Origin of the sequence: Blautia sp. AM42-2 (assembly GCF_003480245.1) — a bacterium.
Classification (GTDB): domain Bacteria; phylum Bacillota; class Clostridia; order Lachnospirales; family Lachnospiraceae; genus Fusicatenibacter; species Fusicatenibacter saccharivorans.
The window spans coordinates 238,064-252,419 of the sequence record NZ_QUIM01000001.1 but is presented as its reverse complement, the minus strand read 5'-3'; the positions used below and the strand labels follow the sequence as shown (position 1 = coordinate 252,419).

Here is a 14,356-nt window from a genome sequence, read left to right as displayed (position 1 = left end):
GATCGGGGCAACAGGATTTGAACCTGCGACCTCACGGCCCCCAGCCGTGCGCGCTACCAAGCTACGCCATACCCCGTAATCATGTTTTCATTATACCAGCGAACTTCTGAAAAATCAATGTTATTTTTCCCTCTCCCGTTTCATTACATTCATTTCTTTATTTCGTGTCATATTCTCTTTTATTTTACTATATTGTCACTTTTTCTTTCTGAATATGTAATTTTTCGACGTTTTCCACGTATCATAAGTGAAAGGGGAAAATCGTATGCCATACAAACTTTCACCTCTGGCATGCCCGTCTGCAAAGACTATGTAAAAACTGAATAAAAGGAGACATCGTAATGGAAACTGAAATTTACTTTCTACTACACTCTTTAGGAATTGGTGCAAAATACCGCGGATTTCGCTATCTCGCCTATGGTATCGCTTTATGCATGGAAGACGAAGATTATCTCCTTCGGGTCAGCAAAACGCTGTACCCAAAGATCGCGCAAACGTTTCAGGTATCGTCCTCCTGCGTCGAACGAGACATCCGCACCGCTATTTCCGTCTGCTGGACCCGCGGAAACCGTGATCTGCTCTTTTCGCTTTCTGTGCATCCGGTTCTGACAAAACCGACCAATTCCGAATTTTTTGATATTTTAAGTTCTTATATCAAATACTACCGTGCTTTTCCTGCCTGTCGTCAGGAGGCATAAAAAAACGAATACAGAAAAGATAACACTTCCGCGCCCTATCATATTGGGGGATATGCATGGCGCAGAAGTGTTTTTTCTATGATAAAACGATAGAACAAAAAAAGGAGACTGCCCGCAAAGGCAGCCTCCCGATATGGATCATTTGACAGCAAACCGATTAGTTATTGATCAGTTTGTCCTCGTTGCTCCAGCTGTACAGTTTTCTGACTTCTTCTCCGACTTTCTCTGACGGATGCTCTGCAGCTTTTCTTCTCATTGCACGGAAGTGAGCCTGTCCGCCTGCTGGGGACATATCCAGAAGGAAGTCTTTTGCGAAAGTACCATCCTGGATATCGGAAAGGATCTTCTTCATGGTCTTCTTGGTTTCTTCTGTGATGATCTTCGGTCCGGTGATGTAATCGCCGTACTCGGCTGTGTTGGAGATGGAGTATCTCATTCCGGAGAATCCCGACTGATAGATCAGGTCTACGATCAGTTTCATCTCATGGATGCACTCGAAGTATGCGTTTCTTGGGTCGTATCCAGCCTCGCACAGAGTCTCAAATCCAGCCTGCATCAGGGCGCATACACCGCCGCAGAGAACTGCCTGCTCACCGAACAGGTCTGTTTCGGTCTCAGTTCTGAAGGTTGTCTCCAGAAGACCAGCTCTTGCTCCGCCGATTCCAAGGCCGTAAGCCAGTGCTCTGTCCAGAGCTTTTCCGGTGTAATCCTGCTCAACAGCAACCAGGCAAGGAGTTCCTTTGCCAGCCTGATACTCGCTTCTTACTGTGTGGCCAGGTGCTTTCGGAGCGATCATAGCTACATCTACGTTCTTCGGAGGTACGATCTGTCCGAAGTGGATAGCGAAACCATGAGCGAACATCAGCATGTTGCCCTCTTCCAGGTTTGGCTCGATATCTTTTTTGTACATTGCAGCCTGTTTCTCATCGTTGATCAGGATCATGATGATATCAGCCTGTTTTGCAGCCTCAGCAGCGGTGTATACTTTGAATCCCTGTGCCTCTGCTTTTGCCCAGGATTTGCTGCCTTCATAAAGTCCAATAATAACATCACAGCCGGAATCTTTCAGGTTCAGTGCATGAGCATGTCCCTGGCTTCCGTAGCCGATAATTGCGATTTTTTTGCCTTCCAGTAAAGAGAGATTACAATCTTCCTGATAAAAAAGTCTTGCTGCCATTTTATTTTCCTCCATAATATATAGAATGTCTTGACCGGCGGCAGGTCGGTCAATTTATACAGCGAAAAGCATTTCTGCCTTTTGCTGTTTGTCAGGGAAATGAACTTTTCTATACAAAAATTTCATTCCTCTAGCAAACGTATGTAATGTGATCTGCGTTAATCGAGGTAACGCACATCGTGGGCTCCTCTGGAGAGTCCTGTCACTCCTGTTCTGGCCAGTTCCAGGATTTCGTATCCCTGTACCAGATTCAGGAACCCTTCGAGCTTTGACTGGTTTCCGGTCAGCTCTACAATCAGGCTTTCCTGTCCCACATCCACGATTCTTCCACGGAAGACATCGGAGATGGCGATGACATTGCGGCGTTCATTTTCATTCACACGGATTTTGACCAGCATCAGCTCTCGTCTGACACTCTCGTCCGGCTTCAGCTCTTTGATATCCCGCACATCGACAAGTTTTGCCAGCTGTTTTTTGATCTGCTCCAGAATCATTTCATCACTGCAGTACAGAACAACAGTCATTCTTGTGTATCGCGGGTCTGCTGTCACACCGGCGGTGATCGTCTCGATATTGTATCCGCGTCGGCTGAAAAGACCAGCTACTCTGCTTAAAAGTCCCGGCGTATTATCCACCAGCAGGGATAATGTTCTTTTCTGTTCCATAAACACCAACTTTCCTCCATCCGCAGGCGCCGCGGATTTTCAGCAATTTCTTACAACTTCCAACGCCTTATCCAATATATTAGCAACTTATCCTCACTTTGTCAACAAAAATTTTACCAAATTATTCTTTTGGGCAAAAATCTTTTGCCTCCTGTGGTTCCCATTTGCATACCTTCCGGTCATACGTAAGGATGCCGTTCGACTCTTCCTCGACATCGGTAAGCTGTGTGTAGACTGCTGCGGCAAGTCCCTGTTCTGTGAGTTCTCTTATCTTTTCTGCCAGTGCATTCATCGCTTTCTGGTACTGTGTCTGGTTCTGGTACGTGCGGTAGCCGAACGATTTTTCGGAGTAGAGATGCTCCTGTACCGGATACGTATAGCCGCCGTATTCAGAAAAAGCAAACGCGCGCTCCTCCGGTTTTACTTTTAACGGACGAAAGTAATTGTGAAGGCTCTTGATGTCCCCCGCTCCCTGATCGTACCAGCCGCTCGCGTGGTCGATCTGCCGCGTCGGATCGAGAGCGCGCACCCTTTCTGTCATCTCCCTGGCATCAAACTGTCCCCATCCCTCGTTGAACAGAACCCAGAGCGACACGCACGGTGCATTGTAAAGCTGATGAACCGTCTCGCGGCACTCCCGCTTCCACCACTCTCTTCCCGTTTTTGAGGTCCGCGAAAAGAGCGGATAACAGTTATCCCTGAATTCCGTTGTCACAAACGGCAGTACGGTCGGAAGGTACAAAAGGAACGTCTGGACCGACCGGCCGCCGCCGTTGATCATATCCTGCCACACCAGCATACCGATATGGTCGCAGTGGGAATACCATCTTGCGCACTCAACTTTCAGGTGTTTCCGGATCATATTGAAACCGAGGCGTTTGGCCGTCTTAATGTCATAAACCATCGCCTCATCGGACGGCGGCGTGTAGAGGCTTTCCGGCCAATAACCCTGGTCGAGGACACCGTTCTGGAAATACGGCTTTCCGTTTAAGAAAAGACGCGTGATTCCTTTCTCATCTTTTCCAATGCCGAATTTGCGCATGCCGAAATAACTCTCGACGCGGTCTTCTCCCGCTTCAATGGAAACCCCATATAGATGCGGATGTTCCGGGCTCCAGCCTGCAAAATTACCGAGAATCAGCTCCGCCTCGTTTTCTCTCGTCTCCCGGACGCAGATCACCTTCGCATCCGGCGCTTCGCTCTCCCGCACCGTAATTTTTTTCGTCAGTCCCGCATCCGGTCCGTTGAGGAAAACCCGTACTTTTACGCTCGCCGTATCATATTCCGGCGTGATCACGATGCGTTCCAGATACGTCTCCGGCACCCATTCCATCCAGACGCTCTGCCAGATGCCGCTCTGCGCGGTGTAAAACATGCCGCCCGGGGTAAGGCTCTGCTTTCCGCGGCCCTTCCAGTCCGTGTCCGTCTCATCGCGCACCTTGACGGCAAGCTCGTTCTCTCCCGTTTTGAGATACGGCGTAAGATCCACTGAAAAAGAAAGATACCCGCCGAGATGGCCTCCGGCACGCTTTCCGTTGCAGTAAATTACCGCATCCTGATCCACGGCGCCGAACTGCAGCAGCAGCCGTTTTCCGGCAGGAATTTTGGGAAGCTGAATCGTGCGGAAGTACCACAGATATTCTTTTGGAAGCAGCTGCCGCTTCACGCCGGACGCATCGCACTCCGGGGAAAACGGAACGAGAATTTTTCCGTCCCGCTGTTCTGGCATTTTCTGCGTTTCCGTGAACGCATACTCCCACCATCCGTTCAGATTTGTCCAGTTTTCCCGGCGCATCTGCGGACGCGGATATTCCGGAAACGGGAGCTCTTCTTCCGGATTTTTCCCAAATTCCGTAGAAAGGCGGAATTTTTTTCCTTCCTTTTTTCCAATCTGTAATGCTTTGACCGCATTTTTGAAGTCCATTCTTTTCCCTCTTTTTCTGATTTTTATGATTGATAAAAGCGTGCCCGGACAAAATCCCGGACACGCTTTTGGTGTACTGAAAATCAAAGCGGATATTCGCAATCCGGTTAGATAAACGCCAGCGTTTTCATCAGATACAGCCAGAACGTCAGCGTAAAGGCACTGCCGCACGTTGTGAGCATAACGGTGTTTGCCGTCAGACTTCCCTCATGACCCATATTTTTCGCCATGATAAAACTGCTCACCGTCGTTGCGGAACCCAGCATCACAAGGATTGCCACCAATTTTTCCTGACGGAAGCCAAGTATCACGGCGATCGGCAGAAAGGCAGCTGCAAGACCGACCAGCTTAATCGCAGCTGCAGCAATCGACGGCCGGATATTCTTTGCCGCGCTCTTTGCCTCAAACGACGCACCCATCGCAATCAGGCCGAGCGGCGTTGCAAGTACCGCAATATTCTGCACCGTTTTCTGCAGAATCACCGGCTTTGGAATGCGAAGCACCGACCAGAGAAGTCCTGTAGCGATCCCGAGGATAATCGGGTTTGTCACGATATTTTTCGCCGTCTTTTTCACAAAATCTGCCGTGATCTCCTCCCGTTCCGGACGGAATACTGCAAGAACGACAACCGCCATGATATTATACAGCGGCACACTGCTGATGATCATCAGCGGCGCCATGCCGGAATTTCCGTAGATATTCTGGATAAAGGCAATACCAAGGATCGCCGCACTGCTCCGGTACGCCGCCTGGATAAATTCGCCTCTTGCACTTCTCTCTTTTAAGAGATGGGAAAGTCCCCATACCGCAAGAATTGAGAGCAGTGTTGCAAAGAAGCAGAACAGAACGAATTTGATATCCCACACAGCGGAGAAATCAGAATCCGACAGGTCCTGGAACAGCAGCACCGGGAGTGCGATTTTAAACACAAATTTGTTCATTTTGCTTGTGAACGATTCGTCCAGAATACCAACCTTTCGAAAGAAAAGTCCCAAAATCATTGTCAGGAAGATCGGCATCGTCGCGTTCAGGCTGAAGATCAGATTACTCATACCAGCGTTTTTCCTGCCAGTACATTTTTATAATCTTCGTAGTTCTCTTCGAGAAGCTTCGGCGTATTCAGACCGTAGGGACATTTCTTCATGCAGGCGCCGCAGTGGAGACAACCTTCGATTTTCTTCATCATCGCCTGGCCGCGCTCGGTGAGCTGGTTGGCGGACGGGGAACGGCGCAGAAGCAGGCTCATGCGCGCGCAGGTGTTAATCTCAATGCCTGCCGGACATGGCATACAGTAACCGCAGCCGCGGCAGAAGTTGCCGGAGAGCTCTTTCTGGTCTTTCTCGATGATCGTCTTGATTTCATCCGTCATGGCAGGCGGACAGGCAATGTAGCTTAAGAACTCGTCCAGCTCTTTTTCTCTCTGGACGCCCCAGATCGGAAGCACGTTGTCGTACTGGTCTTCAAAAGCATATGCAGCCGCGGAGTTTGTGATCAGCCCGCCCGAAAGCGCTTTCATTGCGATAAAGCCGATATTTTTCTCTTTGCATCCCTGTACCAGTGCTTTCTCACGGTCCGTTGCCAGATAGCAGAACGGGAACTGCAGCGTCTCGTAAAGACCGGACTCGATGATCTCCTCTGCCACGCTCATGCGGTGGTTCGTGATACCGATGTGGCGGATTTTTCCCTGTGCTTTTGCTTCCAGCATCGCCTCATACAGGCCGGTTCCATCTCCCGGCTTAGGACAGAAGGACGGATTGTGGAACTGATAGATATCGATGTAATCCGTCTTCAAAAGGGAAAGGCTTGTCTCCAGATCCTTCCAGAAGCCCTCCACATCCTTTGCCATCGTCTTCGTAGAGATAAAGACCTTCTCACGCATTTTCTCAAACGCTGCGCCTAATTTTTCCTCGCTGTCGCTGTATGCACGCGCGGTATCAAAAAAGCGGATGCCTCCGTCATACGCTTTGCGCAGCAGATAAACAGCGTCTTCTTTCGTGACACGCTGTACCGGCAGCGCGCCGAAGCCGTTCTTGTTTACACAGATTCCTGTACTTCCCAGTGTTACCATGGACATACTTATGTTCCTCCTTTTTCGCTTTCATTGTTTCAACTCATAGTCGGTATTTCACGGAGTCTGACATGTCGAAAATAGTTCGACTGTGACTTGCCTCATGTCAGTGGAGAATACCGATTTCTCTCCGCCCGCCACTGCCGTTATGTTTCTTTTAGCAATTCATCCCACCGCTTCAGAAACGGGGGACTTCTTGTCTACTGGTGTTAAAATCCGTTATTTCTATAGTATCACACTTTCTATCAGACGGCAAACGCGATTTAAAGAGGCAGGCACAAAGGGAAATACTTTCCTTTTATGTCTGCCTCTGAATATCATTTTTTATTTTACTTCTTTATAAAAGTTTACGCAGTCCGACGGATCATAATAGATTTTATTATCCGCAAGCAGCGTGGAAACACCGTTCTGTACTTCGATGATGCTGACCGCACAGTTGTACGGCACGCCGCCGTGCCAGAAGTCGTTCTTGTCTTCATAGACATTGCGTAGCAGCGCACGCATGCAGCAGCCGTGGGTGGCGATCAGGATCGTCTTGTCCTGGAGCTCCGGTTTTGCAGTCAGCTCATGATAGAACGCTTCTGCCCGGTCGCAGACCTCCTGGATCGTCTCTCCGTCTCCCGCCGGGCAGAAGTGGAACGGATCTCTGTAAAAATCGTCGAAGTGTTCAGACGGAATCTCAAAATTGTTTGCCCGGCATCCAAGCCCTTCCCAGGAGCCAAAGGAAAGCTCCATCAGGCGGTCGTCGGTCGTAAGCGGCACATTTCTGCCCGCAAGGACGAGCTCTGCCGTGTGCTTTGCGCGGCGCAGTGGACTGGAAATTCCAAGGTCAAACGGGATATTTTTCAGTCCTTCCGCCGTCACTTTCGCCAGACGGACACCATTCTCATTCAGCTCGGTGTCCGTCTGGCCCTGCAGTCTGCCTTCTACGTTCCACGCAGTTTCACCGTGGCGTATGATATAAAGTTTCATAAAAATCAGCCTCTCAGTTCGATGTTGAACTCATTCTGCAGTTTCTTGCAGATCTTCTCGACAAATTTCTGTACTTTTTCGAAGTCAAATGCTTCTTCCTTCGGTGCAAAGGTGACGGTGAACGCCATGCTCTTCTTGCCTTCCGGAATCTGGCCGCCCTCGTAAACATCGAACAGACGGATCTCTTTTACGTATTTGTTTGCCTCGCGGATACAGTTCTCTACATCGCCGCAGCTGATGTTTTTGTCCATGACAAATGCCAGGTCACGTTTCTCCTCCTGGAATTTGGAGATCGGCTGGAAGGTGCGTTTTTTGCCGTACCATCTGGAGAGCTCTTTTAAGTCAAGCTCCATGATGTAAGAGGAAGTACGCATGCTCAGCTCGTTCTGGATATCGTATGCTGCTTTTCCGAAGTATCCGATTTCTGTACCCTCGCAGAGTACTTTCACTGCCTGATACGGATGCAGGAAGGATTTCTGAACCGGCTCGTAGGTGAACTCAATGTCCATGCTCTCGGCGATGGTGTTGGCGATGCCCTTCATAGTGAAGAAGCTCTCGTTGTTTCCGAAGGTTCCGACGCAGAGAACTTTTCTCTCATCCGGGTAGGATGTCAGCGGCAGGGACTCCGGAATGTAGATGCTTGCCACCTCGAACAGTCTTCCTTCAAGGGTGCCCTGTTTCTCATTTCTGGAAATGGCATTCAGCATGGAAGCTGCCAGTGTGGTACGCATCAGGGACAGATCCTGGTTGATCGGGTTGATGATCTCGATGGCATTTCTCTCTTTTGCATCTGCCGGCAGTTTCAAGAGATCCAGATCTGCAGGGGAGAAGAAGGAGTAATGCATGCACTCGTAGATACCCATGGTGCATAAGGTATTCTTCAGTGCCAGCTCGCCTTTCTGCTCTTCATTGTAGCCGCCCATCGTTACCTGTGCAGCGGAAAGGAAGGTATCGGTTACGTGATCGTAGCCGTACATACGGATGACTTCCTCTGCCACGTCCGGATAGCGCTCGACATCGTTCTCTCCCTCCGGCAGCATATCCTCACGGTAAGCCGGAACCTGGATGGTCAGCTCATCGCCGTTGATTTCCGGTGCAAAGTTCAGGTTTTTCATAATGCGGAGAATCTCTGCTTCCGGAACTTCGATACCGAGTACGCCGTTTACTTTGCTGACACTGACGGTCATCGGAGTCGGATCGATGGAGTTTCCGGTGTTCACATCGAAATGGGTACGGGAAACTTTACCGCAGCCAAGCTCTTCCATCAGATGCAGCGCACGTTTCATACCAAGTACGGTTGAATACTCGTCCACGCCTTTCTCATATCTTGCACTGGCATCCGTCGCTTTTCCAAGCGCACGGGCTGTCTTTCTGACGTTGTCGCGTGCGAATTTTGCGGACTCAAACATAACAGCCTCTGTCGTGTCGCGGATCTCGGAGTTTAAGCCTCCCATGACACCGGCAAGTGCAACCGGTTTTACGCCGTCGCAGATCACGAGGTTGTTCTCATTCATTGTGTATTCCTGCTCATCGAGGGTCACAATCTTTTCATTTTCTTTTGCTCTTCTGACACAGATTTCATTGCCTTCCAGATAAGAGCAGTCAAAAGCATGCATCGGCTGGCCGATCTCTTTTAAGACGTAGTTTGTGATATCAACCACGTTGGAGATCGCGGACATGCCGACGAGTGCCAGACGGCGTTTCATCCATGCCGGGGACTCTCCGATTTTTACGTCATATACGTAATGAGCGCTGTAACGCGGGCAGAGTTCCGGAGCTTCCACGCGGACAGAGAAGCCTTCTTTTTCCACATCCGTCTCGGTGTAATCGGTTGCCGGCATTTTTAAAGGTTTTTCCAGCATCGCCGATACTTCTCTTGCGATACCGAGGATACTCTGGCAGTCCGGTCTGTTTGCAGTCAGGGAGATATCAAAGATCCAGTCGTCAAGACCTGTCAGCTCTTTGACATCTGCGCCAAGCTCGGCATCTTCCGGCAGAACAAGCAGTCCGTTGTAGCCTGCGCCCGGGTACAGATCCTCGGTAAGGCCGAGCTCCACGCCGGAGCAGAGCATTCCGCAGGACTCATATCCTCTTAATTTTCCTTTTTTGATGGTCATAACACCCTCGATGGTCTTATGATCTTTTGCTGTTGCATAAACAGAAGCGCCAGGAAGGGCAACCGGGAATTTTCCGCCGGTGTGCACGTTGTCTGCGCCGCAGCAGATCTGCATGGTGCCGTGTTCTCCTGCATTTACCTGGCACACATGAAGATGGGTCTCCGGGATCGGCTCGCAGCCCTCCACCAGACCGACAACAACGTTGCTGATGTCTTTTCCCACCTGATAACGCTCTTCTACTTCAAAACCGCCGTCGAACAGTTTTTTCTCCAGTTCTTCCGGGGTAACATCGATATCTACATATTCTTTCAGCCAACTTAACGGTACTAACATATTAAACCTCCAAATTCAAACTGTTTCGTCTTTATTTCTCGTTAATCTGATTTAAAACCCGCAGATCGGAACCGAATAACAGTTTGATGTTGTTGATTCCGTATTTCAGCATGGCGATACGCTCCAGGCCGATGCCAAAAGCGAAGCCGCTGTACTCTTCTGAATCAATGCCGCAGTTCTCCAGCACGCGTTTGTTTACGATACCTGCTCCAAGGACCTCGATCCAGCCGGTTCCCTTGCAGAGGCTGCATCCTTTTCCGCCGCAGGCGAAGCAGCTGCAGTCTACCTCAACGGACGGCTCCGTGAACGGGAAGTAAGATGGACGAAGACGTGTTGTCGTTCCCTCGCCGTAGATCTTCTGTACGAGTACGTCGAGCATTCCTTTCAGGTCGCAGAGGGTGATGTTTTTGTCGACAACGAGTCCCTCCATCTGATGGAACATCGGAGAATGGGTTGCGTCGTCATCAGACCGAAAAACACGTCCCGGGGAAAGGATCTTGATCGGCGGCTTTTTGTTTTCCATGACATGAATCTGGCCTGCCGATGTCTGGGTACGAAGCAGGAATTCCGGGGAGAGATAGAAGGTATCCTGCATATCTCTTGCCGGGTGATCCTGTGGTGTATTCAGTGCAGTAAAGTTGTAGTAATCGGTCTCGATTTCTCTTCCCTCGTATACCTCAAAGCCCATGCCTGCAAAGATGTCGATGAGCTGTTTGCGGATCAGGGTAACCGGATGAAGGTTTCCGATCGCTGTCTCTTCTGCCGGAAGGGTCAGGTCGATTTTCTCGGACTCATATTTCTTCTGCAGCTCGCGCTCTTTCATCTCCTCTTCCACTTTCTGGAAGCGGCCAAGCGCCCACTCTTTTAACTCATTGACGGATTTACCGTAGTTTGCGCGCTCTTCCGGGGCAATGTTTTTCATTTCTTTCATCAGCCCGCTGATCTTACTTTTCTTTCCTTCCAGATACTCGCTCTTAAATTCATACAGTTCTTTGGAGCTTTTCAGCTCTTCCAGTCCATTTTCAATCTTCTGTTTTAATTCAGACAGATGGCCGGTTAATACACTTTTTTCCTGCATTTGACTCTCCTACTTTCTTTTTCTTGCTTGTTTGATGGTAAATGTGAAAAACAGTCAGATACCCCGCTGCAAACAGCGGAGCATCTGATTTTCGTGGCAGTCGCCAAATATCCATGCAAGCATGGCTGTCTGGCTCGTTGCTCACAAAAAAAGACCCCGCCCCACAAAGGGACGAGATCTGAAATTTCGCGGTACCACCCTGATTTCTGCAGATACTTCCTGCAGACACTCATAACCGGTGCTGTAACGTACACCAAACGTCTGTCCCTACTTGCATTTCCAGTATCCTGCTATACGTTCCGGACATCTGCTCCAATGCGAAATTTGAAATATTCCTGAACCTGAAGGAGCTTGCAGCCGATGACTCCCTCTCTCTGGCGGAAAAAATATTTCTCTGAACATCTTCACAGCATTTTTCCTGTTAGATTATTTATAAAACTTTCATAAACAATATTTATTGTACCGTCTTGACCCCCGGATGTCAAGCCATTATTTTCCCGCTTCTTTATTCGTCTCTTTATTTTCCATAAAATGCTCGATCGCCGCGTTCTGCAGTTTCCGCAGTTTATCCTCAAAATACGCGTTGATCTCCGCGCCGATCAGAAGGATCCACATGCAGAAATACATCCAGATCATGATAAACACGATCATCGTCAGACTGCCGTACATATTGGACGCCGCAAGCGCGATGTCGAGGTACATGGAAAATGCAAGGGAAAAAATAGACCAGGCAAGGGATGAGATCAGTGCGCCCGGGCACTGGCTCTTAAAGCTCGCCTTCCGGTTTGGAATACATTTATACAGTACAAGAAACAGAAGAGCCAGCACGCCTGTCGTGATCAGGGTACGCATTCCCATGATAGAGGATGTCACACGCGCCACCATCGGCAGATGTTCCGTCAGCTTATTCTGAATGCGGGTTCCGAAGACCAGAAGCACCAGACTGGTGAGGAATGCAACGACAAATATCAAGGTATATGCCATGCCCCGCAGCCGGTTGATGATGTAATTACGTGTCTCTGTTACGTGATAAATGCTGTTCAGCCCATTTGTCAGCGCCGCAATGCCCTTTCCCGCCGACCACAGCGTTGTGATGATCGTAATCGGCATATAAGCAACGGACTGATAAAAGATCTCATTTACAATACCGCCCACGTAGCTCTGAAACTCCGTGGGCAGCATATTGATCAGAACGCTGTAAACATCGTCGCGCGTCAGCGGCGTATATTTTACAAGCGTAACAACCAGAAGAACAAACGGAATAAAGGAAAGAAGAATGAAATACGCACTCTGCGCTGCATAAGCACCGACATGGTCCTCATTCAGGCGCTTCATAAAACCGCGGATTGTTTTTATCATCTGGCAAAACCGCCTTTTCTTTGTTTTCGTGAATCTATCCCATTCTTGCACATATATCGTACTTCAGGATAGCCTACAAAGCATATCATACTTTTCTTTCCTTCGCAAGGGATTTAATTCCATTTCCGGTAATACCATGCGTAACCGCGTGCCGGAACCGGAACGCCGCGCAGAACACGTTTCTCGCCGGTAAACAGATCCTTCCAGGTGAACTCACCCATATCGATCCAGGCCGTGCGGTCTTCATTGCTGAAGTTAAAGAGACCCGTTACCATCTCATTGCCGGATTTTCTGCAGACACAGAGAAGCGCCGTATCATACGTTTCCTCGGTCCAGACATCCGCCTCACCCTCAAACGGACGGTATTTGAATTTCAGCTCCTCCATCTTTTTCATCGAAGCAAAAATCTGATTCTGAACCGTTCCTTTTTTCTCCTTCTGGGGCTCCAGATCCCAGCGGAAGTGGCCGCGGTGCAGATAACGGCTGTCGGCTGCGCGGTCAGAATCTTCACTCTCTTTGTAGGAATAATCGTTGACCTGGCCGATCTCATCGCCGCTGTAGATAACCGGAATACCAGACTGGATGAAAAGGTATGCGTTCAGCATCTCAATTCTCTGGATCGCCTGTTCGGTCTTCGCCTCATTCTGCTCAAAGCCTGCCGCCTCAAGTCCACACAGGGAAGCGGTTGTTCCGCAGAGACGCGCATCCTGCAGCACCGGATCGTCGTTATAGAGCTCTCCTCTTGCGTCGCTTCCCTCCACATAACCGCGGAAATAGTCATTCAGATATTTCTTATGCGGTGCCTCGGCGATGCCGAACTGTTTCAGCCATTCGTAATCGAGGCCCCAGCCGATATCATCGTGGCATCTCAGATAGTTCAGGAAGACATAGTCCTTCGGCAGTCTCGTCACAATATCCATCTGATGTTTCAGCAGGCGGGTATCCGCCGTTGCAACCGTGTGCCAGGTGGATGCCATCGTCGTTACGTTGTACAGCATATGGCATTCCGGTTTCTCGAGTGTTCCGAAGTACGGAACAACCTTTTCCGGCTCCATGACAACCTCGCCGAGCAGCAGAACGCCCGGGCAGACGATCTCGGTGATCATACGCATCATGCGGACAATGGTATGTACCTGCGGCAGGTTACGGCAGGTGGTGCCGAGCTGTTTCCAGATGTATGGAACGGCATCAATGCGGACGATATCGATTCCCTGGTTGACGAGATAGAGCATATTGTTTACCATCTCGTTAAAGACAACCGGGTTCGCATAGTTCAGATCCCACTGGTATGGATAGAACGTCGTCATGACAAATTTATGGCAGTCCTCTCTCCAGGTAAAGTTGCCCGGTGCCGTTGTCGGGAATACCTGCGGACAGGTCTTTTCATATTCGGACGGAATATCGTAGTTGTCGAAGAAAAAGTAACGGTCCTGGTACTCTTTTTCACCGGCAAGTGCACGTTTTGCCCATTCATGATCCTCGGAAGTGTGGTTCATAACGAAATCCATACAAAGGCTCATGCCCTGGTCATGGCATTTTTCAGAGAGGGCAGCCAGATCTTCCATCGTTCCAAGGGACGGCTGTACCGTGCGGTAATCGGCAACCGCATAGCCGCCGTCGCTTTTTCCCTTCGGCGTTGCAAGGAACGGCATCAGATGCAGGTAGTTGACGTTGCACTCTTTTAAATAATCCAGTTTTTTCTCAAGGCCGCTGATGTTATCTGCGAATGCGTCGATGTACAGCATCATACCGAGCATTTTCTGGCTCTTGTACCAGTCTTTCTGTTTTTCTCTTTTCCGATCCAGCGCTTTCCATTTTTTATTCCGCTCTTTGTACCACTGCTCCATGGCTGCACAGAGTTCCTCAAAGCGTCCCTGGCCGTTTGGATACAGCTCACAGTAGAGCCATTTCAGCTCGTCGTAGTGTTTTTCGAGTCTTCTCTGATATTCCACTGTCATGTTGTTT

11 protein-coding genes, 1 tRNA gene and 1 other annotated feature are annotated in these 14,356 nt (G+C 49.5%); of the genes, 1 reads left to right on the top strand and 11 read right to left on the bottom strand.

What is annotated here, in order from left to right:
* Nucleotides 1–2 precede the first annotated feature (2 nt).
* Nucleotides 3–76: transfer RNA gene (locus DW915_RS01240), tRNA-Pro, on the bottom strand.
* Between the two features lie 265 nt (nt 77–341).
* Between DW915_RS01240 and DW915_RS01235 the strand changes: the two genes are divergently transcribed.
* The gene (locus DW915_RS01235; protein WP_022462283.1) at nt 342–698 is read left to right on the top strand and encodes a sporulation initiation factor Spo0A C-terminal domain-containing protein; all 357 of its coding nucleotides are present in this window, start codon (nt 342–344) and stop codon (nt 696–698) included.
* A 157-nt stretch (nt 699–855) separates the two neighbouring features.
* Here the strand turns inward: DW915_RS01235 and ilvC are convergent, their stop codons facing one another.
* From ilvC to DW915_RS01185, 10 genes are all read right to left on the bottom strand, one after another.
* Nucleotides 856–1,875, bottom strand: coding sequence for a ketol-acid reductoisomerase (gene ilvC, locus DW915_RS01230; protein WP_022462282.1), 1,020 nt, complete (start codon nt 1,873–1,875; stop codon nt 856–858).
* A gap of 158 nt (nt 1,876–2,033) precedes the next feature.
* On the bottom strand, nt 2,034–2,540 hold the full coding sequence (gene ilvN, locus DW915_RS01225; RefSeq protein WP_022462281.1) for an acetolactate synthase small subunit: 507 nt from the start codon (nt 2,538–2,540) through the stop codon (nt 2,034–2,036).
* A gap of 121 nt (nt 2,541–2,661) precedes the next feature.
* On the bottom strand, nt 2,662–4,464 hold the full coding sequence (locus tag DW915_RS01220) for a glycoside hydrolase family 2 protein (protein WP_118741417.1): 1,803 nt from the start codon (nt 4,462–4,464) through the stop codon (nt 2,662–2,664).
* A gap of 107 nt (nt 4,465–4,571) precedes the next feature.
* Complete coding sequence (locus DW915_RS01215) at nt 4,572–5,516, bottom strand: AEC family transporter (RefSeq protein WP_118741416.1); 945 nt, start codon at nt 5,514–5,516, stop codon at nt 4,572–4,574.
* Entirely contained in the window at nt 5,513–6,538 is a 1,026-nt protein-coding gene (locus tag DW915_RS01210; RefSeq protein ID WP_117804049.1) for an aldo/keto reductase, read from the bottom strand. Before DW915_RS01210 ends, DW915_RS01215 begins: the two co-directional genes overlap by 4 nt.
* Nucleotides 6,539–6,856: 318 nt before the next feature.
* Nucleotides 6,857–7,504, bottom strand: coding sequence for a histidine phosphatase family protein (locus DW915_RS01205; RefSeq protein ID WP_022461826.1), 648 nt, complete (start codon nt 7,502–7,504; stop codon nt 6,857–6,859).
* 5 nt (nt 7,505–7,509) lie between these two features.
* Nucleotides 7,510–9,954, bottom strand: a complete 2,445-nt coding sequence (gene pheT / locus DW915_RS01200) for a phenylalanine--tRNA ligase subunit beta (RefSeq protein ID WP_055226441.1) — start codon at nt 9,952–9,954, stop codon at nt 7,510–7,512.
* Between the two features lie 31 nt (nt 9,955–9,985).
* A complete protein-coding gene (pheS, locus tag DW915_RS01195) occupies nt 9,986–11,032 on the bottom strand; it encodes a phenylalanine--tRNA ligase subunit alpha (RefSeq protein ID WP_022461828.1) in 1,047 nt (348 codons plus the stop codon).
* A 164-nt stretch (nt 11,033–11,196) separates the two neighbouring features.
* Nucleotides 11,197–11,449: a binding site (T-box leader), on the bottom strand.
* Between the two features lie 72 nt (nt 11,450–11,521).
* Nucleotides 11,522–12,391, bottom strand: coding sequence for a YihY/virulence factor BrkB family protein (locus DW915_RS01190; RefSeq protein ID WP_055226442.1), 870 nt, complete (start codon nt 12,389–12,391; stop codon nt 11,522–11,524).
* A gap of 113 nt (nt 12,392–12,504) precedes the next feature.
* Nucleotides 12,505–14,349, bottom strand: coding sequence for an alpha-amylase family protein (locus tag DW915_RS01185; RefSeq protein WP_118600604.1), 1,845 nt, complete (start codon nt 14,347–14,349; stop codon nt 12,505–12,507).
* Nucleotides 14,350–14,356: the final 7 nt, after the last annotated feature.

Excerpts from the sequence above, each read along its gene's own strand:
- DW915_RS01235 (WP_022462283.1), top strand. The coding sequence starts at position 342 with ATGGAAACTGAAATTTACTTTCTACTACACTCTTTAGGAATTGGTGCA.
- ilvC (WP_022462282.1), bottom strand. The coding sequence starts at position 1,875 with ATGGCAGCAAGACTTTTTTATCAGGAAGATTGTAATCTCTCTTTACTG.
- ilvN (WP_022462281.1), bottom strand. The coding sequence starts at position 2,540 with ATGGAACAGAAAAGAACATTATCCCTGCTGGTGGATAATACGCCGGGA.
- DW915_RS01220 (WP_118741417.1), bottom strand. The coding sequence starts at position 4,464 with ATGGACTTCAAAAATGCGGTCAAAGCATTACAGATTGGAAAAAAGGAA.
- DW915_RS01215 (WP_118741416.1), bottom strand. The coding sequence starts at position 5,516 with ATGAGTAATCTGATCTTCAGCCTGAACGCGACGATGCCGATCTTCCTG.
- DW915_RS01210 (WP_117804049.1), bottom strand. The coding sequence starts at position 6,538 with ATGTCCATGGTAACACTGGGAAGTACAGGAATCTGTGTAAACAAGAAC.
- DW915_RS01205 (WP_022461826.1), bottom strand. The coding sequence starts at position 7,504 with ATGAAACTTTATATCATACGCCACGGTGAAACTGCGTGGAACGTAGAA.
- pheT (WP_055226441.1), bottom strand. The coding sequence starts at position 9,954 with ATGTTAGTACCGTTAAGTTGGCTGAAAGAATATGTAGATATCGATGTT.
- pheS (WP_022461828.1), bottom strand. The coding sequence starts at position 11,032 with ATGCAGGAAAAAAGTGTATTAACCGGCCATCTGTCTGAATTAAAACAG.
- DW915_RS01190 (WP_055226442.1), bottom strand. The coding sequence starts at position 12,391 with ATGATAAAAACAATCCGCGGTTTTATGAAGCGCCTGAATGAGGACCAT.
- DW915_RS01185 (WP_118600604.1), bottom strand. The coding sequence starts at position 14,349 with ATGACAGTGGAATATCAGAGAAGACTCGAAAAACACTACGACGAGCTG.